Here is a 21362-nt window from a genome sequence, read left to right on the forward strand (position 1 = left end):
CGTCTCAGCTTTCGCGCAGGACGTATCGGATCGACTGTCCACGCGCCTCGAATTCGCAGCCGACCCAGCGCCCCGCCTCGTCATACCAGAGATCGACGGTCAGACTGCCCGTCATGCGGATCCGGTGCGCATCGACAATGCCGCTCGAGGTCGCGATGCGGTCCGGACCGAGATCCTGGACACTCACTTCCAGCGGCTCGCCGGTTTCGGTGTTCAGGATCGCTCGGGCACTTTGCGGATAGCCGCGCCAATGGCTGGACGGTATGAGCGCGGGAAAAGTGCCCTCGTTTGAGCGAAATCGCTCGCCGGCGCGTTCGATCTCTACCTGTGACCTTTCACCTGATTTGAGCGTGGATGCGGCAAGGCGCTGCAATTCCCCGCCCCGCCATATCTCCGTCGCATCGTGCTCGTAGCGGAACACGGTGACCGGTCCGAAGCGCACGTGCAGATCGATCTCGACATCCACTTCCAGACTGCCGTCCGGCCGCACGTCGAAACGCACGGCATGCTCGCCGAAGGGCGAACCGTTGCGATAGACGTCGAACACGATGTCATCGGGAGCCTGGGAGGCGCCTCGCTCCGGCGTATCGGACGCACTCGCAGGCGCCAAGGCCGCGGTTACGGCAAGAAGTGCGGTTGCAGGAGCAAGGATAAGGCGCATCATGTGCAGGTTACGATCCCGTGCTGTCATCGGATCAGCCCGGCCCCGGTTTTTCTCTGGGTCTGCCCGCCGCAGACCCTATATCCCTGATAGATGAAGCCTGAAGGGAGTCTGTCTTGACCACTGCCGCCTCCGTCATCGATCTGATCGGAAACACGCCGCTCGTGCGCCTCAAGCGCGCGTCGGAAGAGACCGGTTGCGAAATCCTCGGCAAGGCCGAATTCCTCAATCCCGGCGGGTCGATCAAGGACCGCGCCGCACTCGGCATCATCCGTGCTGCCGAGGCCAGCGGCGCCCTTCGCCCCGGCGGAACGATCGTCGAGGGCACGGCCGGGAATACCGGCATCGGCCTCGCCATGGTCGGCGCAGCGCTGGGCTATCGGGTCGTGATCGTCTTCCCGCGCACCCAGTCGCAGGAAAAGAAGGATGCGATCCGCCTCCTCGGCGCCGAGCTTATCGAAGTGGACGCGGTGCCCTACGCCAATCCGGCCCATTATGCCCGCTATTCCGGCCAGCTCGCCGAGGAACTCAATGAAAGCGAGCCGAACGGCGCCATCTGGGCGAACCAGTTCGACAATGTCGCCAATCGCGATTTTCACGCCCAGACGACGGCGAAGGAGATCTGGGAGCAAACCGGGGGCAAGGTAGACGGTTTCGTCTGCGCCGTCGGATCGGGCGGCACGCTGGGCGGCGTATCCAACGGCCTGAAAGCGCACAATGGCGATATCCAGATCGGCATTGCAGATCCGGGCGGTGCGGCGCTCTACGGATTCTATGCGCATGGCGAGCTCAAGGCAGAGGGCACCTCAATCACCGAAGGCATCGGCCAGAGCAGGATCACTGCTAATCTCGAAGGAATCATTGTGGACCGTGCCTATCGCATAGCCGACGAGGAAGCCCTGCCCATCCTGTTCGACCTGGTGCAGGAAGAAGGCCTCTGCCTGGGCGGCTCGGCCGGCGTGAATATCGCCGGCGCCATGAGTCTCGCCAGGGAGCTGGGGCCCGGACACCGGATCGTGACCGTGCTCTGCGATCACGGCTCTCGCTACCAGTCGAAGCTCTACAATCCGGAATTCCTGCGCGAGAAGGGACTGCCCGTCCCGTCCTGGCTGGCATGATGCTCGATCCGGTCATAAGCGCGGACGAGGCTATCGGCCTGCACGGATCGCCCGGAACGGTGTTTCTGGACGCCAGCTGGACTTTTCCCGGCGGACCGCAATTCCGTGCCGGCGGCTATATCCCCGGCGCGCGTCCTTTCGATATCGACACGGTACGCGACGAGACCAGCCCCCTGCCCCACATGCTGCCGCCGGCCGACGTCTTCGAACGCCATGCGCGTTCGCTCGGCCTGTCGAATGACGACACGCTGATCGTCTACGACCGGATCGGCCTGTTCAGCGCCGCCCGTGTCTGGTGGATGTTCCGGGCGATGGGGCATGAAAATGTCCGTGTCCTTGCCGGCGGCCTGCCGCAATGGATCGCGCGCGGCGGGCCTGTCGCCGACACACCGGGCGAAGTGCCTGACCAAGGCGATTTTCGCGCCCAGTTCCGCGCCCATTGGCTTGCCTCGCTCGAGGATGTCCGCGAAGCGCTGACCTCCGACAGGCACCAGCTTCTCGATGCGCGCGCACCGGACCGCTTCGCGGGCGACGGGCCGGAGCCCCGGCCGGGTATGCGGTCCGGCCATATGCCGGGCGCGGTCAATCTCCACTATGCAAGCCTGCTGGACAGCGACGCATGTCCCGTGGCCGGCCTGCGCGACATGCAGGAGGCCGGAGTGGATATGAGCCGCGACCTCATCGCCACCTGCGGCTCCGGCGTTACGGCCTGCATCATCGCCCTGCTTCTCGCCCGCAATGGGCGTCATGCCGCTGTTTATGACGGATCCTGGGTTGAATGGGGCAGCCGGAGCGATACACCGGTGGTCACACAAGCGGACGAAAGCTGACGAGGCCCCGGGATGAAAGACGATACCAAACTTACACGACTGGGACGGCCTCATGACGCGCGCGGTCTGGTCAATCCCGCTGTGGCCCGTGGCTCGACCATGCTCGCCCCGTCCGCCGGAGAGCTCTACAATTTTCCGCCCGGCCGAAAGCATTATGGACGCGTGGGGCTTGAAACGCAGGACGCGCTTCGCGCAGCGCTGAGCGAACTCCAGGGTGGTGTCGGCTGTGCGCTGACGAATTCGGGGCTGCTGGCAAATACGCTGTCGATCATGACGGCCGTCGAGGCCGGAGGCGAAGTCCTGGCCGCTGATTGCATCTATGGACCCGTTCGAGGTTTCCTGACGAATACGCTGTCAAAACTAGCGATTAGCACACGTTTCTTCGAGCCGCGCATGAGCCGGGAAATCGGCGATCTCATCACGGACGAAACCCAGGCCATCCTGCTCGAATCGCCCGGATCGCTGACCATGGAACTCCAGGACGTCCCGGCGATCGCCGCGGTCGCCCGCGAGAAGGGCGTCATCACCATTATCGACGACACCTGGAGTGCGGGCCTTACCTTCAAACCGCTCCAGCTGGGAGTCGACCTCGCCGCCCAGGCCCTGACCAAATATGTCGCTGGCCATTCGGATATCCTGATGGGCGCCGTTGTCGCCCGCGACGAAAAGATGGCTGCCAGGCTGCAGGCCACCGAGCGCAGCTTTGGTATCTACGCCTCACCCGACGACAGTTTTCTCGCCCTGCGGGGGCTGCGGACCATGTCGATCCGCATGCAGCGCAGCGAACAAAGCAGCCTAGCGATTGCGGAGTGGCTTGCCGCACGGCCGGAAGTCGGCGCGATCCGTCACCCGGTCCGCCCCGATCATCCCGATCACGCGATCTTCCGTCGCGACTTCACCGGCGGATGCGGGCTATTTTCCTTCGAGCTTCCCGGCTGGGACATTCCCCGCAGCGAGCGCTTCCTGGACGCCCTGGAGATTTTCGGTCTGGGATTTTCCTGGGGCGGCTATGAAAGCCTTGCCATTCACTGCGACCCGCAGCTCAAGCGAACGACGACGGCGCACCGCCATGAGGGAGCGCTCATCCGCCTCTCCATCGGCATGGAGGCGCCGGACGACCTCATCGCGGATCTCGAAAAAGGGTTCGCCGCAGCAGCGGGTTAGCACGCTTTCCCAGGAGACCTGATATGTGGATTTTTCTGCTCTGGTGGCTGGTCGACGACCATATCGCCGCTGCGCTCGAAGCGCCGGGCATCGGTGAGCTGCCCATCTGGGTTCCGCTCATCATCGGGATCGCCTTCAGCTTCACTTTCAGCACCGATGTCGGGAAGCGTTCGCGCCGTTACGATTGATCGCGCAACAAAAGAGCCTATCGGGCCAAGCGGCCCGCAAGCGCGACCGCGCGCCGGGCGGTCAGCCCGCCCATCGGAGGCCATCGCGCAGCGATTGGCCGTGAGATCGAAGGAATGGCGCCCCCGGCAGGACTCGAACCTGCAACCATCCGCTTAGAAGGCGGGCGCTCTATCCGGTTGAGCTACGGAGGCAAAAACGCACGGCCGCGCGGTCAGTGCGACCAGGGCTGTTTGCGGTCGGCGGAGAAATTGTCGCCGTAGGATTTGACGTAGCGCTTGGCTTCGTGCGGCTCGATCACCTGGAAGGGAATGCCCTGACGCTTGGCATAAGCCACCGCCTCTTCCTGGCTCTCGAAGCTCAGCTTGATCTGGCTGCGCATGTCGGACGAAGAGGCCCAGCCCATGAGCGGGTCCGGGCGCTTGGCCATCTCCGGAGAGAATTCCAGCAGCCATTTCTTGGTCTTGCCACGTCCCGACTGCATCGAATTGCGGGCGGGCCGATAGATCTTTGCGAACATGCGCCTCTCCGATTTCAACCGGACCCGGTCCCGGGTCCAATCCAAACTGGCTCGTCATAATGGTCGGGGCGGCAAGATTCGAACTTGCGACCCTCTGGTCCCAAACCAGATGCGCTACCAGGCTGCGCTACGCCCCGTCCGGGTGACCTTATGTAAGGGCCCTCGCCAGATGGCAAGCCTACTCCGCGTCCTCCGGCGCATCAGCCGCAGCAGCGTCCGCATCCGGTGTCGCGAAAATGGGGTGAATGACCGTATCGCCGGGGCGCAGGCCCGTTTCGAATGCGCGGCCTGCAGCCAGTTCGAGCACACCGGTCACTTCGGCATCGGCCGAGAGGCTGCGGCGCGACCCGGCCTGGGCGAAAGCGATGATCTTCGCGATGCTGCCATCGGCCCGGATGAAGACCAGATCGAGATCGATCAGTGTGTTCTCCATCCACATGGAGGCCCGGCGAGCCGGATCGTAGTGGAAGAGCATACCGGCATCGGCGGCAAGCGATTCGCGCCACATCAGCCCGCGCTCCATCTGCGCCGGCGTATTCGCAATCTCGGCCTGGATGGTGAACTCGCCCTCGGCGGTTACGAGGGTCACCGGCTCGGGTGCACCATAGTCCACGACCGCATCACGCGCAGTCGGTGTGCTGGACGCAGTCGACGCCGTCTCGTCCTGGGCAAGGAGCTGGGCGGGGAAAATCAGAGTGGCGGCGCCGAAAACGGCGCTGAGAAGTGTGTTACGCATGTCTGCAAGCTAACCTTCACCAGCCGGACGCGCAATCGTCGCGCGCGGAGGGATGCGCATACGACGCAGCTCGTCCGGCTCGGATGATCAGGCCATTGCAGGGACGCGAATTTCCGCCGCCAGCGCACCCTTGGGACCTTCGACGCAACGGACTTCGAGACGGTCACCCGGCTGGATGTCGTCCATGCCCGCGCGGCGCAGTGTCGCCGCATGAAGGAAGACATCGCCCTCGACTTCAGCGCAGGTCACGAAACCGTAGCCGCGCAGCGCATCGAACCATTTGACCACCGCTTCGCAGAAGGGTGCATTCGATACGGCATAGGGGTGAAAGCGTCGCGGCCGTGTTTCAGCCTCGGTATCGCCGCCCACCATTTCGACGAGTTCGACCGCCTGGCGGCCCTTCTCGCCGCGAACGGCTTTGCAGGTGACCTTCGCATTGGGCAGCGCCGGCCCCTGGCCGAAACGCCTCAGACAACTCGCGTGCAGGAGGATGTCACCCTGCCCGTCCGTGGCGTCGATGAAACCGTATCCACGGGCGGGGTCGTACCATTTGATGCGACCCTCAAGGACGACAACTTCAGTATCTTCAAAAACTTCGTGAGCCAAAACCATGACAAAACTCTCTCGGACAACCCTCAGGGGAGAAACTTTACCTAATTTTAACACTCGGGAGAAGCCTCTTCCCCCATCTTGTTGCGTTTTGCTTCCGCGAAATGTTCCAATTGAGAGCTGTTCTCAGCAACGTTAACACAATATCTTGTGTTTTGGCCTCCTCGGTCATCCTACCGGATGCGGAAGGCTCTGAAATTTACCCTGTTTCATTTTTCTCGTATTAGGCGAGTATTTTGTCGTATTTCAGACATATTTCGAGCACGCTGCGACCGCTTCCGCGGGAGAAAAGCAGACCGCTCCCGTCAAAGTCGCAGCATTGCCACCCTGAAAACCATGCCGGCGGGTACGTTCCCGGCGATCGGTCACCGGGAAAACGGGATCCCGCCCTTAAGCGGAGGTGTCGTCGGAGATCGAGGCTGCGATCCGGTCGGCTTCGTGAAGCCGCTCGACCGCATCGGTCGCCCGGAAGATACCGCTATTCGAGCCGTGTTCCGAACATTCGACGGATTCGACCCAGCAACGGCCACCGGTTGCCTCGCGCACGATCTCGTCAGCCTTGCGGAAGGCCATTTCGGCCATGCGCTCGCAGCTTGTCCCGGGCACGACGCGAACACGGGCAATGCCCTTCTCGCCGAGCGCCACGAGCGCATCGCGTTCCGGATCGTCCTCGGCCACAAGCAGGGTGTGGTCGAACATTTCGTGCAACCAGTCCCGGATACGCCCGAAACCGCCCTTACCGAAATCGAGCACCCAGCCGCGCTTGTCGAGCTGTTCGGCCGCAAACACGAAATGGAAGCCGAAGGAATAGCCGTGCAGGAGATGGCAGTCGCTATCGGCCGCCCATTGCCGCGAACAGCAGGACAGGCCGCGCTCATTGCCATAGGTCTTGGTCGAAAGATGAGCCATTCCCGGCGCTCCTGTCGTGTCCGTCGGATCGGACAGCGCCTATAGACCGTGCACGGCGCAATCGCAATTCATCATGTAAGACACACGGCCTGCATCTCCGTGCCCGACCGGCCCGCGCGATCGACAGCGCCGGGAGCTGATTTCCATCGATGAAATGGAGAGGATCGCGTGGCAGGCCCTAGGGGAATCGAACCCCTCTTTCCAGGTTGAAAACCTGGCGTCCTAACCGATAGACGAAGGGCCCGCGGCGATGAGGTCGGTCGTATAGAAAAGCCTGAGCGGCGTGGCAAGCGGGAAATTCGGAAAATCGTCAGTCCAATGCAGCTGCCATGTCCTCGAGTTGCAGCTGGACCCGTCTCCGGCCCTGCCAGGTATCAAGTTTCACGCGCCCGGCGACATGCCAGAGCCGCTCACCCGATTGCAGCAATGCCTCGCCAAGGGGCGTATCGGCGCAGCGGAAACTGATCCCCTGCACGCTCGCGCCACTGGTGTCCTGCAGGGTGAAGCGCACATGATCCGTCCCCACCCGCTTGGCGAAGCTCACACGCATGCGCGCCAGAGCAAAGCGTGGCTCCGGATTGCCCTGCCCGAACGGTCCCGCCGCTTCGAGCAATTCGGCCAGCTCCGGCGTCAGGCCCGATGCCGTGAGCACGCCATCAAGCTTCATCGCCATAGCATCCGTGGCTGCCGCCAGCTCCGGCGCCAGTCGTTCGTCCAGAAACGCGATGAGCGCGTTGATGGCATCCGGGTGCACGGTGAGCCCGCCGGCCATGGCATGCCCGCCTCCGGCCTCGAGGAGGCCCGCTTCCCGCGCCGCCGCGATCGCGCCTCCGAGATTGACGCCCGGGACGGACCGTCCCGATCCCTTGCCGACAGGCGTGTCGCGGCTGGAATCGATACCGATAACGATAGCCGGCTTGTCGAAGCGTTCCTTCAGACGTCCGGCGACGACGCCGATCACGCCGGGGTGCCACCCCTCGCCCGATGCCACGAGGATTGCCCGGTCGCGCCCCTGCTGCGCCACCTGGGCCATGGCAGCGTCGAGCACCTCGGCCTCGATAGCACGACGCTCGGCATTGAGCCGGTCGAGCTGGCCGGCAATGCGCTCGGCCAGTGCCGGGTCTTCGGTCGTCAGGAGTCGGGCGCCGAGATCGGACTTGCCGACACGTCCGCCGGCATTGATGCGTGGCCCGATCAGGAAGCCGGCATGATAGGTCGTGGCTTCGCCGTCCACGCCAGCGACGTCGGCGAGCGCCCGCAGACCGAGATGCGACCACCGGCCCATGGCCTTGAGCCCCTGGGCCGTGATGGCGCGATTGACGCCGGTCAGCGGGACCACATCGCAAATCGTGCCCAGCGCGGCGAGATCGATCCAGTCCAGCAGGTTCGGCTCGTTCTCGGCGGTCACCGTCCCGCGTCGACGGCCTTCGCGGTTGAGCGCGGCAAGAAAGACGAAACTCACTCCGGCCGCCGCGAGATGCCCGCAGCCGGACGTGTCGTCGGGACGATTGGGGTTCACCAGCGCGACCGCCGGCGGAAAGTCCTCATCCATCAGGTGATGGTCGATGACGATGACGTCGAGGCCGATGGAATCGGCATGGCGCAACGGCTCGTGCGCAGCCGCGCCGCAATCGACGGTAATCACCAGATCGCTGCCGCGCGCCTTCAGCGTATCGAAGGCGGCGATAGTCGGGCCATATCCTTCATCCACGCGGTCGGGCACATAGATGTCCGCCTCATGGCCGAAATGACGGAGCCAGCGCGCGATCTGCGCGGCGGAGGTTGCCCCGTCCACGTCGTAATCGGCGAAAATCGCAATCCGCTTGCCTGCTCTCATCGCATCCCAGACGAGGCCGGCGGCCTTGTCCATGTCCTGAAAGCTGGACGGATCCGGGAAAAGCTCCCTCAGGCGCGGGGTGAGAAATTGCGCGGCCTCTTCCGCCCCGACCTCGCGCCCGGCCATGACGCGGGCGAGCGCGTCCGGAATCTGCTGCTGACGGGCAATGGTGGCAACGACCGCATCGTCTGCCGGACGCATCAACCATTTGCGGCCGCCGAGCGACGCCGTCACCCCGAGCAGCGGCGAATTCGTGAGTTCGGGAGACTCGGTTTCGACGACCATTCTTGGGCTACTCCTGGCGCATACAGCCCGACGGGGCGGAGATGAGGCCGCCCCGCTGGCTGTGCCGGACAGCCTGGCCTGAAATCAGGCGTCCGGGCGGGCCGAACGGATGCGGCGGATCGAATGATCGGCCGAGTCGAGCAAAAGCGTATGCGTATGCGTCATGCCGCCGGACTTGCGCACGCCCTCCACCAGATCGCCGTCGGTCACGCCGGTCGCCACGAAGAGGCAGTGGCTCGATGCCAGTTCCATGAGGTCGTACTTGCGGTCCAGATCGGTCACACCGACACGGGCTGCCCGTTCACGCTCCTCGTCATTGCGGAAGAAGAGACGCGCCTGCATCTGGCCGCCGATACAGCGCAGGGCCGAAGCTGCCAGAACGCCCTCGGGCGCACCACCCTGACCGATATACATGTCGACATTGGTGCCCAGGCCCGCAGCGCCCATCGCGCCGGCCACGTCGCCGTCGGAAATGAGACGGACGCGGCCGCCGACGGACTTTACGCCGTCGATGATGTGCTGGTGGCGCGGGCGCTCTAGCACGCAGACGGTAATCTCCGATGCCGGCACGTCCTTGGCCTTGGCGAGATTGGTGACGTTTTCCGCCGCCGTCGCATCGAGATCGACGACGCCGGCCGGCAGGCCCGGGCCGATGGCAATCTTGTCCATATAGGTGTCCGGCGCATTGAGCAGACCGCCACGCATGGCAAGCGAGAGGACCGCGAGCGCGTTGTTCATGCCATTGGCCGTAAGCGTGGTGCCTTCGAGCGGATCGAGTGCGATGTCGATCTCCGGACCTTCGCCCGTACCCACTTCCTCGCCGATAAACAGCATCGGGGCTTCGTCACGCTCCCCCTCGCCGATCACGATCCGGCCCTTCATCGGAATGGCATTGAGCCCGTTGCGCAGGGCATCGACGGCGGCCTGGTCGGCGGATTCCTTCTCGCCGCGGCCAATCCAGTCATAGGCCGCCACCGCGGCCGCTTCCGCAGCGCGCACGGCCTGAAGTGCCACATTGTTGAGGGCTCGGGTATCGCTCATCGAGGGGGTCTCCATTCATCCGCCGGGCCAGGATGCCCGCGGGTAGGTCAGTCGGTCTTGCTCAGTCCTGTGGCGGCGAGGTGCGGTCCTGCCCCTCTGCCACGAAATCTTCCGGCGGCACGGTGTCGGTCCGGTTCGCCTCGTCGGCCAGCGCGTTCAGCATTTCGCGCTTGCGCAACAGGGCCATCGCCTCGTGATCCATAACCTGTTCGGCACCGGGTTCCAGAGTATGCTGCGGGATCGTTGCCGGAGCGCTGTGCCCTTCGCCTTCTGCAGCGATCCGGGCATTTACCCAAGCGGGATTCGCCTCATCGCCCGGGATATCGATGCCGGCGCACGAAACCAGGGCAAGGCTGCACGAAACAAAGGCAAATATGCGCTGCATGACATCTCCCCGCGCTGGACGCGCGTCACGCTTTCTATACGCTGATATGTGTCAGAGTCACCCGCGGATCACAAGGACGCCCCATGAGCGGTCACGACGCTTCTTCCGGAGACAATGGCAAGGACACACCCTGGCGTGCCATGAGCGAGCAGGAATTGCAGGCGCTCGAAGACGTTTCGCGCAATCTGATGCAGGCTTCGCTGAAATCGCAGAAGCTGATGTCGGACGTGATGCGCAAATCCCTGGAGGGCGACGCCGTCCTGCCCAAGGCCGATCCGTTCAATGCCGCGCCGGAATTCGGCGAGGTCTGGCGCAAGATCATGGCCCAGCCCGAACTCGTCATGCAGGCCCAGGCCGACCTGATGAAGGGCTATCTCGACCTCTGGGCCAGCACGACCCAGCGCGTCATGGCCGGCGAAGCCGAACCGGTGGTCACGCCTGAACCCGGCGACAAGCGCTGGCGCAGCGAAGACTGGCAGGAGAATCCGCTCTTCGACGCGATCAAGCAATCCTATCTGCTCAATCAGCATTTCATGATGGGTCTGGTCCATGGTGTCGACGGCGTCGACGAGAAGACAAAGCGCAAGGTCGAATTCCTGACCAAGCAGATGACGGACGCGCTGTCCCCGACCAATTTCGCGCTGACCAATCCGGACGTTCTGCGCGAAACCATGCAGAGCCATGGCGAGAACCTGACCCGGGGGCTGCAGAACCTCATGCGGGACCTGGAAGCCGGCGATGGCCGCCTGGCCCTCACGCAGACGGACATGGAAGGCTTCGAAGTCGGCAAGGATCTCGCCACTGCACCGGGCAAGGTCATCTTCCAGAACGAGATCATGGAACTGATCCAGTACGCCCCGGCTACGGAGACGGTGAAGCAACGCCCGCTGCTCATCGCGCCGCCCTGGATCAACAAGTTCTACATCATGGATCTGCGGGAAAATAACTCCATGATCCGCTGGCTGACCCGGCAGGGCTTCACGGTTTTCCTGATCTCCTGGGTCAATCCCGGGCCGGAACTCAAGGACAAGACCTTCTCCGACTATATGCATGAGGGCCTGTTCGCCGCCCTGCACGCGGTCGAGGCCGCGACCGGCGAGACCTCGGTCAACGCGGTGGGCTATTGCGTCGGAGGCACGCTGCTGGCTTCCGCCCTTGCCTGGCTGGAAGCGGAAGGCCAGTCCGACCGGATCGCGTCCGCGACCTTCTTCGCCGCGCAGGCCGATTTCGAGCTCGCGGGCGACCTTCTCATCTTCATCGACGAGTACTGGATCGCCGAGATCGAGCGGCTGATGGACGCCCAGGGCGGTGTGCTCGACGGACGGACCATGGCCGACACCTTCAACCTGCTGCGATCGAACGATCTCGTCTGGTCCTTCGTGGTCAACAACTACCTGCTCGGCCGTCAGCCCCAGGCCTTCGACCTGCTGTACTGGAATGCTGACCAGACCCGCATGCCCAAGGCGCTGCACCTCTGGTATCTCGACAATCTCTACCGGCAGAACAAGCTGTCGAAGGGCGAGCTGGAGCTGGACGGACACATGCTCGATCTGGGTAGCGTGAAGACGCCCTGCTATGTCCAGTGCTCGCGCGAGGACCACATCGCGCCCATGCCCTCGGTCTACCGCACCGCGAAATCCTTCGGCGGCGATGTCCGCTTCATGCTGGCCGGTTCGGGTCATATCGCCGGGGTGATCAATCATCCCGATGCGAAGAAATACCAGCACTGGACCAATGACGCCCTGCCCGACACGGTGGAGGACTGGATCGCCGGCGCCGAGGAACATCCCGGCTCGTGGTGGGAGAACTGGCGTGCCTGGCTTTATGAGCGCTCCGGCGAAGACGTGCCGGCGCGCGAACCGGGCGAAGGCAAACTCAAACCCCTGCGCGACGCGCCGGGCGAGAATGTCCTCGTCCGCAGCGATGCGCCCGCACGATCGAAGACGGGCGATACGAAGGAGCCGGCTGAATAGCGAGTCCTGTCCGACCGGTCAGGCGTCGAAGCGCTGACCCGGAATGGCGAATTGCAGTTCGATATAACGGGCATAGAGGCCGCCCCGCGCCAGCAATTCCTCGTGCCGCCCCTGGTCCACGACCTGCCCCTCATCCATCACGATGATGGAATCGGCATTGCGAACCGTCGCGAGACGATGAGCGATGACGATGGTTGTCCGGTTCCGGGAGACCCGTTCCACCGCCGACTGGATCACCTGCTCGCTTTCCGAGTCGAGCGCACTCGTCGCTTCGTCCAGAAGCAGGATCGGCGCGTCGCGCAGGATGGCGCGCGCGATCGCCAGGCGCTGACGCTGGCCACCCGAAAGCGTGCCCGCATTTTCGCCGAGCTGGGTTGCATAACCCTCCGGCAGATCGCTGATGAAACCGTGCGCATTGGCGGCAACAGCCGCAGCGACGACATCATCGTCCGAAGCGTCCGGGCGTCCGAAGCGGATATTGTCGGCCACGCTGCCGCTGAAAAGCGGCGCATTCTGCTGCACGATGGAAATGGCGCGACGCAATTCGGCCGGGTCGAGCCGGCAGATATCAATCCCGTCCACGGTCAGCCGCCCGGCCTGCGGATCGTAGAGCCGCAGCAATAGCTGGAACAACGTGCTCTTGCCGGCGCCCGACGGCCCGACCAGCGCGATGGTCTCGCCGGGCTGCACATGAAGAGAGACGTCGCGCAGCACGACTTCGTTCGGACGTCCGGGATAGGCGAAGCTGACACGCTCGAAGGCGATCTCGCCGCGCACCGGTTCCGGCAGCGCGAGCGCGTTTTCCGGCACGCCGATCCCGGTCTCCGCCGAAAGCAGCTCCATCAGGCGTTCGGTCGCCCCGGCTGCCCGCATCATCTCGGCATAGGTTTCGGTCAGCATGCCGACGCCGCTCACGGCCACGAAGGCGTACATCACGAACTGGGTCATCGCGCCCGGCGTGATGGCGCCGGTCTGGACCTGCACGGCGCCGAACCAGAGCACGGCGATCAGCCCGGTCAGAATCACCGAGAAAATGATAGCGGTCATCGCGGCACGGACGCGGATCCGGCGCAGCGATGCACGGAAGGTCGTCTCTACGGCCGTGGCGAACCGGGCCTTTTCCTCCGGCTCGCGCGTAAAGGCCTGCACCGTCTCGATCGCGCGCAGGCTTTCGCTGGCCCGCGCCGAGGCTTCGGCCAGGCTGTCCTGGCTGGAGCGCGACAGACGCTGGACCCGCCGGCCGAACAGCATGATCGGACCGAGAATGACCGGGCCCAGCGCCAGCACCATCAGCGCCAGCTGCCAGTTCACCACGACCATCAGCGACAACGCACCGAGCGTGGTCGCAACCGTACGCAGGGCCACCGAGACGGAAGACCCGACCACGGTCTGGATCAGCGTCGTGTCGGTGGTGAGACGGGACAGGACTTCGCCCGTCCGCGTCGTGGCGTAGAAACCCGGATCGAGGCGCAGCAGATGATCGAAGACCGCCCGGCGCAGATCCGCGACGACCCGCTCACCAAGCCGGCTGATGAAGTAGAAACGCAGCGCACTGGCGATACCGAGGAGGAAAGCGACCACGATTCCGGCCAAGAAATAGGCCGACAGATCAGACCCGATCGCAAATTCCGTACAGACCGCGGACGACGAGGCTCCGCCGAAGCCGCAATCAACCACCAGGCGGAAAGCCGCCGGCAGCAGCAGGGTCAGGCCCGACGCAGAGACCAGGAATACGGCAAAGGCCGCGAGAAGGCCCGGATAAGCCAGGATATAGGGCACGAGCCGGCGTAGTGGCCGCATGCTTCGCGCCTTGTCCCGATGTTCGCGGTCCCGCTCGAGCTCCGAGGCGAAGCCGGATCCGCGATCTTCGTCGGCCTGCAGCGCCTCGTTCTGGGAATTAGCGGCCAAATCGCCTCTCCTCGGTCGGTCCGTTCAAGCCTGCGCGGCCGCGGGCTTGCGCGCAATAATGAAGACGCCCTTGGTCTTGCCGGGCTGCCATTGATGTTCGATTTCGAAACCGGCCCTCCGGAGGCTTCGCACGAGCTGTTTGACGGTAAAGACCTTTACCTGCGGAAAGAAGCCCAGCAGTCGCGCGATCGGGATGATCGGCGCCATGAACCACATCGCATCGCCCAGACAGGCCGTGCTCGAGACGAAAACGCCGCCGGGCTTGAGCATCGATCGGACCTTGGCGATGGCCGCACCTCGATCCGCGAGAAGGTGCAAAATGGACAATCCGAGCACCGCGTCGAAACGCCCCGGCGCGCTGTCGAAGTCTTCGATCCCGACCTGTTCGAATGTCACATTCCCGACGCCCGCATCCCTGGCCCGCTGCCGGGCAATGTCCAGCATTTCTCCGGAAATGTCGGTCGCAAGGATATGGCGAACATGCGGTGCATGCAGGATGGCGGTGCCCCCGGTTCCGCAACCGAATTCAAACACCTCGTCTTCAGGGGAAAGACAGGCCCGCGTCTTCTCCAGCTTGTAGGCGTAGGATTCCTCGTCGGCGATCGGCTGGGCGGCGTATTTGGCAGAGACACGGTCCCAGAAACGGACATTGCGGTTCATTGCGTTTTCCTGTTTGTGCATTTCCCAGCCCGGATGTACGTATACATAAATCGATTATCGACCCCGCATTTTTCTGGAACAGGCATACATAATTCGATGAACTGGACGAGCATCGCCTTCGACTGGAACCAGATCCGTACCTTCCTCGCAGCCGTCGAGGAAGGATCCTTCTCTGCGGCCTCCCGGGCGCTGGGGCAGACGCAGCCGACCGTCAGCCGGCAGATATCCGCCCTCGAGGAGGCGCTCGGCCTGACCTTGTTCGAACGCGAACACAGCGGTCTGACCCCGACCGAGTCCGCACTCGAACTGCTCGAACACGTCCGCACCATGGGAGAAGCCGCACAGCGCATCTCGCTCGCGGCTTCGGGACAGTCCCAGACGATCGAGGGACATGTTTCCATAACCGCGACCGAAACCTTCGCGGCGCATTTCCTGCCGCCCGTCCTGGAAAAACTGCGAGCCAGAGCGCCGCGTATCGATGTCGATATCATCGCTGCCAACGAGCTGCGCGATCTTCGCAAGCGCGAGGCCGACATCGCGATCCGGCATGCCCGCCCCGACCAGCCTGACCTGATCGCCCGCCTGATCGGCGAGACGTCTGCCCATCTCTATGCCTCCAGGGATTTCCTCGAGCGGCACGGCCATCCCGTTTCGCCCGAGGATGCCGCGGAGAATTACGACTTCATCGGCTTCGACCAGAACGCCCGCGCCCTGCCCTATATGCACGAGATCGGATTGCCGCTCCGGTTGGAGAGTTTCTGGCTCAACAGCGGCAACGGTCTCGTCATGATCGAATTCATGCGGCGCGGCCTGGGCATCGGCTTCCTGACCCGTGACATGGCCCGGCACTATCCGGATCTCGAACAGGTCCTACCCGATCTGCCCGGCATCCCCGTTCCGGTCTGGCTGGTTACCCATCGGGAATTACGCACCAGCCGCAGAATTCGTCTGGTCTTCGATCTCCTGGCGGAGGAGCTGTCGCGGGGCTACAAGAGCTGACACGTTTTCAGCACCAAGGCAGCCAGATAGAGTCCCGCCCCGAAGACGGTATGCGTCAGAAAGGTGTTCATACGTGCCGCAACGGGATCGGGCATCCGGCTCGCGGCAAACCCGGCTCCCATGCCCGGCTGCAGAATGGCATAAGGGAGGATGACACTCGCCACACCGACCCCGAGCGCCGGTCCGGGCGTCGGCGCCTCGACCCATGCCGGCCCGGTTATGGCAAGTAGCACACCCGCCAAAGCGATCCCGACCGTGTAGTGCGCGGCCCAACCGACCGCGCGTTCGCCCGGCACCGGAGGAGATGCGGCAATCTGCTCATGACGCAAGCGCCCCTGCACCAAATGCCCCAGCCAGCGGCCGACGAGCGCATAGTCAAGCGCGGCGTGTTTGAATATCGACGCTCGCAGCATCGTCCAGATGTCCAGACATAACGTCGCCCCGGAACCAATCAGAACGGCATGCGCTGCAGATGACCAAAACTCAGTCATCCGCCGCCCCCCGCGCAGTGACGCGCCAGCAGGCTGCGGTGAAACGTACCGTGCCATCGTAGATGTAGGGAGCGAAAGCCGGTCGTACGCTGTCCAGAACCTTAGTTTTCAATCCGTCATCGGCTTCCGTCAGTGCGCGCGCAACGGGTCCCAGGCGGGTCAGGTAAGTCGTCAGTTCCGCCTCAGGAAAGGTGCAGACGGTATCGACCGGTACGATCCGGGTTCCACTCCAGCCGCTCTGTTCCAGGATACTGCAAACCCGGACCTTATCTGCCAGGGCAAACTGGCCCGGCGCGTCTGGATCGCGCGCCGGCAATGCTGGAAGCAGAGGCGCAGCTGCCCGTTCGGCACAGGTCATGAAGGGGTTCTCCTCCATGCAGCGCCACGTAATCGCATAAAGCTCACCATCGGTACGCAAAGTTCGACGCAAGCGGCTGAAGGCACGAACGAAGTCGTCGAAAAACATCACGCCAAAGCGCGAAACGATTCGGTCGAACGAACGTGGCCCGAACAGCTCTTCGGCGGCGTCGCCCAGCACGAATTCAGCCGGGATACCGGCCTGCTCCACCCTCGATCTGGCCGCGTCGATCATGGGCTCCGAAATATCGATTCCAACACACTGCCCCTTCGGCCCCAGTTTCCGCGCGATCGCGGCTGTGGTTGCGCCTGTCCCGCACCCGACATCCAGAACACGCACATTCCCGCCATCCGGAATGATACTGGCCAGCTGATCCTCGAACGGTTTGAGCATGCGATCCGTCAGCGCCTGCGCCTCGGCCCACTGCTGGCCAGCCGCCCCTTTCCAGTAGTCCGTCAGCCCTGTTTCCTCATTTTCCTGGTTCATCACTCTCTCCCTGAACTTGCGCCCGAGCGACGCAGAGCACACTCTGCCAGTTCAAGTTCACTTGAGGTCAAGGATGAAAGATCTGGATATTGCTGACGTCGCAAGAAGGACCGGCGTACCGGCCTCGACGCTGCGCTATTACGAGGAAAAGGGGCTGATCGTATCAACCGGACGGCACGGACTTCGCCGCCTGTTCGATCCCGGTATCGACAAGCGCCTCGCCCTGATCGCGCTAGGCCGGGCCGCCGGCTTCACCCTGGACGAAATTGCCATCATGTTCGGTGAGCGCGGGGAGCCGGATATCGATCGCAACAAACTGGCCGCCAAGGCCGACGAGCTGGACCGCACCATCCGACGCCTTGAGTCCATGCGCGACGGGCTGCGTCATGCGGCTGCCTGTCCCGAAGAGCGCCACATGGACTGCCCGAGATTTCAGCGCATCCTCCGGGCCGCCGCATCTGGCGCCATCCGGGCACCGGAACGCCAAAAGAAAACGGGCGGTGCCAGCCGGCACCGCCCGTGATCTTGTCGCGTTGTTCCGAAACGCTTAGCGCTTCGAGAACTGGAAGGAACGGCGGGCTTTCGCGCGGCCGTACTTCTTGCGCTCGACGACACGGCTGTCGCGGGTCAGGAAGCCGCCGGCCTTGAGCACGCCGCGAAGGCCCGGCTCAAACATGGTCAGCGCCTTGGAGATACCGTGACGCACGGCACCGGCCTGGCCCGACAGACCGCCACCCTTGACGGTGGCGACGATGTCGAATTCGTCAACGCGTTCGGCGGCCTGCAGCGGCTGCTGGAGCAGCATGCGCAGAACCGGGCGCGCGAAATACTTTTCCTGTTCCTGGCCGTTGATCGTGACCTTGCCGTTACCGCGCTTGATCCAGACGCGGGCGACCGCGTTCTTGCGCTTGCCGGTAGCATAGGCACGGCCGTGTTCGTCGATCTGCGGCTCGGCCGGAACAGACTCTTCCGTGGCGACGACACCGGTGTCGGCGTCGTTCATCACGTCCTTGAGGTCTTCGAGCGAGCGGGCTTCTTCAGTCATATCAGCCTCGCGTATTCTTGGAGTTCATGGACTTGAAATCGACCACTTCCGGCTGCTGAGCCTCGTGCTTGTGGTCGGGACCGGCGTAAACGCGCAGGTTCGAGAACTGCTGGCGCGCCAGCGGGCTGTCTTTCGGCAGCATGCGCTGGACGGCTTTCTCGACGACGCGCTCCGGGAAGCGGCCATCGAGCAGCTTCGCGGGGCTGGTTTCCTTGATACCGCCCGGGTGGCCGGTGTGGTGGTAGTAACGCTTGTCGTCACGCTTGCGGCCGGTGAACACGACCTTCTCGGCGTTGATGACGATGACGTTGTCGCCCATGTCCACGTTCGGGGTGTAATCCGGACGGTGCTTGCCGCGAAGACGCATCGCGATGAAGGACGCGAGACGGCCGACAACGGCACCCTCTGCGTCGATCACGACCCACTTCTTCTCGACTTCCGCCGGCTTGACGTTGAAAGTCTTCATAATGATCCTGCCTCAGGCCTGTCTGGCTCGGGTTGAATTCGAGCGCGCGGTTTAGGGGGCATTTTCAGTCCGGTCAAGCACCGTGTGAATTTCAGGCGTAATTTTATACACCTACGAATACGGTGAAATAATACCACATACTGCATCGCTGTCATTTACATGTCGCGATCGCATTGTATTCCAAGCGCGTTTTCTCCCGTTTGGAGTGTTGTATGTTTGTGTCCCGCCGTGATTTTCTGCGTAATTCCGCTGCCACATCTCTCGCCTTCGCCGGTCTCCCGGCGCTAATGGCCGAAGCCACCGCCCCCAGCATCACTCAGCCGCCGCTCAACCAGATAACAGGCTATGGCTCGCTGATCGCCGATCCCACCGGCCTGTTCGACCTGCCCGAAGGCTTCAGCTACCAGGTTCTCTCGTCCATGGGCGATGCGATGACCGACGGCCTGATCGCCCCGGGCGATTTCGACGGGATGGGGTGTTTCGGGCGCGAGGACGGGAAAATCGTCCTGATCCGCAATCACGAGCTCTGGCCGGGCGAAGTGCAGAAATCGGCCTTTGGCATGGATGGGGCCGGGCTCGACCGGATCGCCCGCGACAAGGTCTTCGACTGGACCCCGCTGGACACGCCCCATCTCGGTGGCACGAGCCATCTCGTCCTCGATCCGGAAACCCTCGCCGTGGAAGCGCAATATCTCTCGCTCGCAGGCACGATGAACAATTGCGCCGGTGGCATCACCCCCTGGGGCAGCTGGATCACCTGCGAGGAAACCGAATTACGCCCGGGCGAAACGGCCATGAAGGATCACGGATATTGTTTCGAGGTGCCGTCTTCGGCGACAGGACTGGTCACGCCGGTGCCGATCAAGGCCATGGGCCGCTTCCGGCACGAGGCCGTGGCGGTCGACCCGAATTCCGGCGCCGTCTACCAGACCGAGGACCGCGACGACCTCGCCCTCTTCTATCGCTATCTGCCGGACGTGCCGGGCGAACTGGCGCGCGGCGGTCGGCTGCAGGCGCTCGCGATCAAGGGCCGCCCGGGCATGGATACGCGCAATTGGGCAGAGTCGCGCAACAGTATGGAAGCCGGTGCCTGGTACGAGGTCGAATGGGTCGATCTCGACGATGTCGAGGCGCCGGAATCCGACCTCGCCATCCGCGGCCATGCCGATGGTGCGGCCCAGTTCACCCGCGGCGAAGGCCTGTGGTGGGGCGATAACGAATGCTACTTCACCTGTACGGACGGCGGTCCGGCCCATATCGGGCAGATCTTCCGCTACCAGCCGAGCCCTCTCGAGGGCCAACCGGGTGAAACGGACGAGCCTGGGCGCATCCAGCTCTTCGTGCAGACCGACGATGCACGGGTCATGGAGAAATGCGACAACATCACGGTAGCCCCCTGGGGCGACCTTATTGTCGTCGAAGATGGCAGTGAGGATCAGTACATCCGTGGCGTGACGCCGCAGGGTCAGGTGTATACGATCGGCCGAAATGCCGCCACCGGCCCGAATGGCCAGAAGAGTGAGATTACCGGTCCATGTTTCAGTCCCGACGGTTCGACCCTGTTCTTCAACGTACAGCGCTATCCCGGCCGCACCTTCGCGGTGCGCGGTCCCTGGCGACAGCGCTCGCTCTGACGGCGTCCGTCTTCGCCCTCGCCGCCTGCGGTCAGAGCGACGAGGCGCCGGAGACGCCCGAGGGCGTCCAGGACGTCGAAGAGAATACCCGTGAAGTCCTCGTCACCGCTGCCTTCACGGGCGTCGATGGCGGGGCGGCGGCGGTGTCTTTCCTGCCCGATATGGATGCGCCCTCGCTGGGCTATGTCGTCACCGCGACCCGCGAGGGCGGTCTCGATCTCTTCGATCTCGACGGTGCTCTGAAAACCCGCCATGCGGGCGCGCGCCTGACCGGGATCGCCACCGCGCCGGGCTTCCAGCTGCGCGGCGAATCCCTGCCGCTCGTCTTCGGCGCTTCCCCGGACAATGACGCCGTCTTCGGTTATGCCGTCGTGCGCGAAGGTGCGCGCGTCCTCGACCTGCCGATCGAGACCGTTGAGCCGGTGGACGGCGTCGCCGGTCTCTGCCTGCACCGCGAAGGCACCGGTTTCGTCGACCTGGTCGTCCTGGGCACCGGTGCCCATGCCGAGATCTGGCGCGTCCAGGATGCCGGCGCGGATACGCTGTCCGTGGAGCGCGTGCGCGATTTCGCGCTGTCGGCCCCGGCGCGTCAGTGCACCAGTTTCGACGGCGACATCTACACCGCCAGCCCGGCCGGCGGCCTGACCCGCCTGAGCTCTGACGGCTCGATTCTCGCGGAGAACAATTTCCCGGCGACCAGTCTTGCCGTCGAGGAATTCAGCGGCACCCGCCTCCTCCTTGCCACTGACGGCACGGCCAATGACGTGCGCAGCTTCAATGCCCGCACGCTGGAAACGGGCCCGCTGATCGATATCGTGGACGGTCTGTCCACGCGCGGCGTGGAACAGCCGGCCGCCATCGCGGCGACTGCGGTCAATTACGGCTTCACGGCCTATATGAACGGCATGGTCGCCGTGTTCGACGATGCGGACGACCGGGTGAAGGTGATTTCCCGCGACGCTTTCTCGCGCGCCGTGATCACCGGTGAAGGCACGGACGTCGCCGAATAGGCCGACCAGACCCGCAACAGCAAAAGCCGGGCGCTCGAGGGCGGCCCGGCT

The 21362-nt window shown here is 63.8% G+C and carries 23 protein-coding genes and 3 tRNA genes; 9 read left to right on the plus strand and 17 right to left on the minus strand.

The annotated features are described in order from the left end of the window. Positions 1 to 4: 4 nt before the first annotated feature. Positions 5 to 691 carry a DUF6134 family protein gene (locus AC13HB_RS05935; RefSeq protein ID WP_482948815.1) on the minus strand — a complete coding sequence of 229 codons (687 nt, stop codon included), beginning with the start codon at positions 689 to 691 and terminating at the stop codon, positions 5 to 7. A gap of 86 nt (positions 692 to 777) precedes the next feature. On the opposite strand from AC13HB_RS05935, the gene AC13HB_RS05940 reads away from it, so the two are divergent. Genes AC13HB_RS05940 through AC13HB_RS05955 form a run of 4 tightly spaced genes read left to right on the plus strand, consistent with a single transcriptional unit; the run spans position 778 to position 3961 of the window. Then, on the plus strand, positions 778 to 1779 hold the full coding sequence (locus AC13HB_RS05940; RefSeq protein ID WP_482948816.1) for a cysteine synthase A: 1002 nt from the start codon (positions 778 to 780) through the stop codon (positions 1777 to 1779). Beyond that, the gene (locus AC13HB_RS05945; RefSeq protein WP_482948817.1) at positions 1779 to 2609 is read left to right on the plus strand and encodes a sulfurtransferase; all 831 of its coding nucleotides are present in this window, start codon (positions 1779 to 1781) and stop codon (positions 2607 to 2609) included. The genes AC13HB_RS05940 and AC13HB_RS05945 overlap by 1 nt, the downstream gene beginning before the upstream one ends. A gap of 12 nt (positions 2610 to 2621) precedes the next feature. Further along, positions 2622 to 3773, plus strand: a complete 1152-nt coding sequence (gene metC / locus AC13HB_RS05950; RefSeq protein ID WP_482948818.1) for a cystathionine beta-lyase — start codon at positions 2622 to 2624, stop codon at positions 3771 to 3773. Between the two features lie 23 nt (positions 3774 to 3796). Beyond that, positions 3797 to 3961 carry a hypothetical protein gene (locus tag AC13HB_RS05955; RefSeq protein WP_482948819.1) on the plus strand — a complete coding sequence of 55 codons (165 nt, stop codon included), beginning with the start codon at positions 3797 to 3799 and terminating at the stop codon, positions 3959 to 3961. A gap of 115 nt (positions 3962 to 4076) precedes the next feature. Here AC13HB_RS05955 and AC13HB_RS05960 read toward each other — a convergent pair. From AC13HB_RS05960 to AC13HB_RS06005, 10 genes are all read right to left on the minus strand, one after another. Next, a tRNA-Arg gene (locus AC13HB_RS05960) sits at positions 4077 to 4153 on the minus strand. Between the two features lie 20 nt (positions 4154 to 4173). Further along, positions 4174 to 4479 (minus strand): ETC complex I subunit, encoded by a 306-nt coding sequence (locus tag AC13HB_RS05965; RefSeq protein WP_482948820.1) that lies wholly within the window; start codon positions 4477 to 4479, stop codon positions 4174 to 4176. A 60-nt stretch (positions 4480 to 4539) separates the two neighbouring features. Beyond that, positions 4540 to 4616 (minus strand) — tRNA-Pro (locus tag AC13HB_RS05970). Between the two features lie 41 nt (positions 4617 to 4657). After that, positions 4658 to 5215 (minus strand): DUF192 domain-containing protein, encoded by a 558-nt coding sequence (locus AC13HB_RS05975; RefSeq protein ID WP_482948821.1) that lies wholly within the window; start codon positions 5213 to 5215, stop codon positions 4658 to 4660. Positions 5216 to 5302: 87 nt separating this feature from the next. After that, the gene (locus AC13HB_RS05980) at positions 5303 to 5827 is read right to left on the minus strand and encodes a cold-shock protein (protein ID WP_482948822.1); all 525 of its coding nucleotides are present in this window, start codon (positions 5825 to 5827) and stop codon (positions 5303 to 5305) included. A 387-nt stretch (positions 5828 to 6214) separates the two neighbouring features. Continuing rightward, entirely contained in the window at positions 6215 to 6733 is a 519-nt protein-coding gene (locus AC13HB_RS05985; protein WP_482948823.1) for a 6-pyruvoyl trahydropterin synthase family protein, read from the minus strand. A 169-nt stretch (positions 6734 to 6902) separates the two neighbouring features. Further along, positions 6903 to 6977, minus strand: a tRNA-Glu gene (locus tag AC13HB_RS05990). A 66-nt stretch (positions 6978 to 7043) separates the two neighbouring features. Continuing rightward, a complete protein-coding gene (recJ, locus tag AC13HB_RS05995; RefSeq protein ID WP_482948824.1) occupies positions 7044 to 8855 on the minus strand; it encodes a single-stranded-DNA-specific exonuclease RecJ in 1812 nt (603 codons plus the stop codon). An 84-nt stretch (positions 8856 to 8939) separates the two neighbouring features. Next, positions 8940 to 9896, minus strand: coding sequence for a class II fructose-bisphosphatase (glpX, locus tag AC13HB_RS06000; RefSeq protein WP_482948825.1), 957 nt, complete (start codon positions 9894 to 9896; stop codon positions 8940 to 8942). 61 nt (positions 9897 to 9957) lie between these two features. Then, positions 9958 to 10281, minus strand: a complete 324-nt coding sequence (locus tag AC13HB_RS06005; protein ID WP_482948826.1) for a hypothetical protein — start codon at positions 10279 to 10281, stop codon at positions 9958 to 9960. An 83-nt stretch (positions 10282 to 10364) separates the two neighbouring features. On the opposite strand from AC13HB_RS06005, the gene phaC reads away from it, so the two are divergent. After that, on the plus strand, positions 10365 to 12254 hold the full coding sequence (gene phaC, locus AC13HB_RS06010; protein ID WP_482948827.1) for a class I poly(R)-hydroxyalkanoic acid synthase: 1890 nt from the start codon (positions 10365 to 10367) through the stop codon (positions 12252 to 12254). 18 nt (positions 12255 to 12272) lie between these two features. Here phaC and AC13HB_RS06015 read toward each other — a convergent pair whose 3' ends face one another. Continuing rightward, the gene (locus tag AC13HB_RS06015) at positions 12273 to 14054 is read right to left on the minus strand and encodes an ABC transporter transmembrane domain-containing protein (protein ID WP_482948941.1); all 1782 of its coding nucleotides are present in this window, start codon (positions 14052 to 14054) and stop codon (positions 12273 to 12275) included. A 132-nt stretch (positions 14055 to 14186) separates the two neighbouring features. Then, positions 14187 to 14822, minus strand: a complete 636-nt coding sequence (locus tag AC13HB_RS06020; protein ID WP_482948828.1) for a class I SAM-dependent methyltransferase — start codon at positions 14820 to 14822, stop codon at positions 14187 to 14189. Positions 14823 to 14918: 96 nt separating this feature from the next. On the opposite strand from AC13HB_RS06020, the gene AC13HB_RS06025 reads away from it, so the two are divergent. Beyond that, complete coding sequence (locus AC13HB_RS06025) at positions 14919 to 15821, plus strand: LysR family transcriptional regulator (RefSeq protein ID WP_482948829.1); 903 nt, start codon at positions 14919 to 14921, stop codon at positions 15819 to 15821. Here the strand turns inward: AC13HB_RS06025 and AC13HB_RS06030 are convergent. Both AC13HB_RS06030 and AC13HB_RS06035 read right to left on the minus strand, forming a co-directional pair. After that, positions 15809 to 16312: a DUF2938 domain-containing protein gene (locus AC13HB_RS06030; protein WP_482948831.1), complete on the minus strand. Its 504-nt coding sequence runs from the start codon at positions 16310 to 16312 to the stop codon at positions 15809 to 15811. The two genes, AC13HB_RS06025 and AC13HB_RS06030, sit on opposite strands and share 13 nt — an antisense overlap. Beyond that, positions 16305 to 17156 (minus strand): class I SAM-dependent methyltransferase, encoded by an 852-nt coding sequence (locus AC13HB_RS06035; RefSeq protein ID WP_482948832.1) that lies wholly within the window; start codon positions 17154 to 17156, stop codon positions 16305 to 16307. The genes AC13HB_RS06030 and AC13HB_RS06035 overlap by 8 nt, the downstream gene beginning before the upstream one ends. Before the next feature lie 73 nt (positions 17157 to 17229). Here AC13HB_RS06035 and AC13HB_RS06040 point away from each other — a divergent pair, with 73 nt between their 5' ends. Beyond that, entirely contained in the window at positions 17230 to 17679 is a 450-nt protein-coding gene (locus AC13HB_RS06040; RefSeq protein WP_482948833.1) for a helix-turn-helix domain-containing protein, read from the plus strand. A gap of 24 nt (positions 17680 to 17703) precedes the next feature. Here the strand turns inward: AC13HB_RS06040 and rpsI are convergent, their stop codons facing one another. Beyond that, entirely contained in the window at positions 17704 to 18201 is a 498-nt protein-coding gene (gene rpsI / locus AC13HB_RS06045; protein WP_482948834.1) for a 30S ribosomal protein S9, read from the minus strand. 1 nt (position 18202) lies between these two features. Beyond that, positions 18203 to 18667, minus strand: coding sequence for a 50S ribosomal protein L13 (gene rplM / locus AC13HB_RS06050; protein WP_482948835.1), 465 nt, complete (start codon positions 18665 to 18667; stop codon positions 18203 to 18205). 212 nt (positions 18668 to 18879) lie between these two features. Here rplM and AC13HB_RS06055 point away from each other — a divergent pair, with 212 nt between their 5' ends. Both AC13HB_RS06055 and AC13HB_RS06060 read left to right on the plus strand, forming a co-directional pair. Beyond that, positions 18880 to 20301, plus strand: a complete 1422-nt coding sequence (locus tag AC13HB_RS06055) for an alkaline phosphatase PhoX (RefSeq protein WP_482948836.1) — start codon at positions 18880 to 18882, stop codon at positions 20299 to 20301. After that, entirely contained in the window at positions 20202 to 21311 is a 1110-nt protein-coding gene (locus AC13HB_RS06060; protein WP_482948837.1) for a phytase, read from the plus strand. Before AC13HB_RS06055 ends, AC13HB_RS06060 begins: the two co-directional genes overlap by 100 nt. Positions 21312 to 21362 lie beyond the last annotated feature (51 nt).

The organism is Maricaulis sp. B-26, assembly GCF_056857855.1.

Bases quoted from the DNA above. Each gene is read 5' to 3' on its own strand.
- AC13HB_RS05935 (WP_482948815.1), bottom strand. From the start codon at position 691: ATGACAGCACGGGATCGTAACCTGCACATGATGCGCCTTATCCTTGCT.
- AC13HB_RS05945 (WP_482948817.1), top strand. From the start codon at position 1,779: ATGCTCGATCCGGTCATAAGCGCGGACGAGGCTATCGGCCTGCACGGA.
- metC (WP_482948818.1), top strand. From the start codon at position 2,622: ATGAAAGACGATACCAAACTTACACGACTGGGACGGCCTCATGACGCG.
- AC13HB_RS05955 (WP_482948819.1), top strand. From the start codon at position 3,797: ATGTGGATTTTTCTGCTCTGGTGGCTGGTCGACGACCATATCGCCGCT.
- AC13HB_RS05965 (WP_482948820.1), bottom strand. From the start codon at position 4,479: ATGTTCGCAAAGATCTATCGGCCCGCCCGCAATTCGATGCAGTCGGGA.
- AC13HB_RS05975 (WP_482948821.1), bottom strand. From the start codon at position 5,215: ATGCGTAACACACTTCTCAGCGCCGTTTTCGGCGCCGCCACTCTGATT.
- AC13HB_RS05980 (WP_482948822.1), bottom strand. From the start codon at position 5,827: ATGGTTTTGGCTCACGAAGTTTTTGAAGATACTGAAGTTGTCGTCCTT.
- AC13HB_RS05985 (WP_482948823.1), bottom strand. From the start codon at position 6,733: ATGGCTCATCTTTCGACCAAGACCTATGGCAATGAGCGCGGCCTGTCC.
- recJ (WP_482948824.1), bottom strand. From the start codon at position 8,855: ATGGTCGTCGAAACCGAGTCTCCCGAACTCACGAATTCGCCGCTGCTC.
- glpX (WP_482948825.1), bottom strand. From the start codon at position 9,896: ATGAGCGATACCCGAGCCCTCAACAATGTGGCACTTCAGGCCGTGCGC.
- AC13HB_RS06005 (WP_482948826.1), bottom strand. From the start codon at position 10,281: ATGCAGCGCATATTTGCCTTTGTTTCGTGCAGCCTTGCCCTGGTTTCG.
- phaC (WP_482948827.1), top strand. From the start codon at position 10,365: ATGAGCGGTCACGACGCTTCTTCCGGAGACAATGGCAAGGACACACCC.
- AC13HB_RS06015 (WP_482948941.1), bottom strand. From the start codon at position 14,054: ATGCGGCCACTACGCCGGCTCGTGCCCTATATCCTGGCTTATCCGGGC.
- AC13HB_RS06020 (WP_482948828.1), bottom strand. From the start codon at position 14,822: ATGAACCGCAATGTCCGTTTCTGGGACCGTGTCTCTGCCAAATACGCC.
- AC13HB_RS06025 (WP_482948829.1), top strand. From the start codon at position 14,919: ATGAACTGGACGAGCATCGCCTTCGACTGGAACCAGATCCGTACCTTC.
- AC13HB_RS06030 (WP_482948831.1), bottom strand. From the start codon at position 16,312: ATGACTGAGTTTTGGTCATCTGCAGCGCATGCCGTTCTGATTGGTTCC.
- AC13HB_RS06035 (WP_482948832.1), bottom strand. From the start codon at position 17,156: ATGAACCAGGAAAATGAGGAAACAGGGCTGACGGACTACTGGAAAGGG.
- AC13HB_RS06040 (WP_482948833.1), top strand. From the start codon at position 17,230: ATGAAAGATCTGGATATTGCTGACGTCGCAAGAAGGACCGGCGTACCG.
- rpsI (WP_482948834.1), bottom strand. From the start codon at position 18,201: ATGACTGAAGAAGCCCGCTCGCTCGAAGACCTCAAGGACGTGATGAAC.
- rplM (WP_482948835.1), bottom strand. From the start codon at position 18,667: ATGAAGACTTTCAACGTCAAGCCGGCGGAAGTCGAGAAGAAGTGGGTC.
- AC13HB_RS06055 (WP_482948836.1), top strand. From the start codon at position 18,880: ATGTTTGTGTCCCGCCGTGATTTTCTGCGTAATTCCGCTGCCACATCT.
- AC13HB_RS06060 (WP_482948837.1), top strand. From the start codon at position 20,202: ATGTTTCAGTCCCGACGGTTCGACCCTGTTCTTCAACGTACAGCGCTA.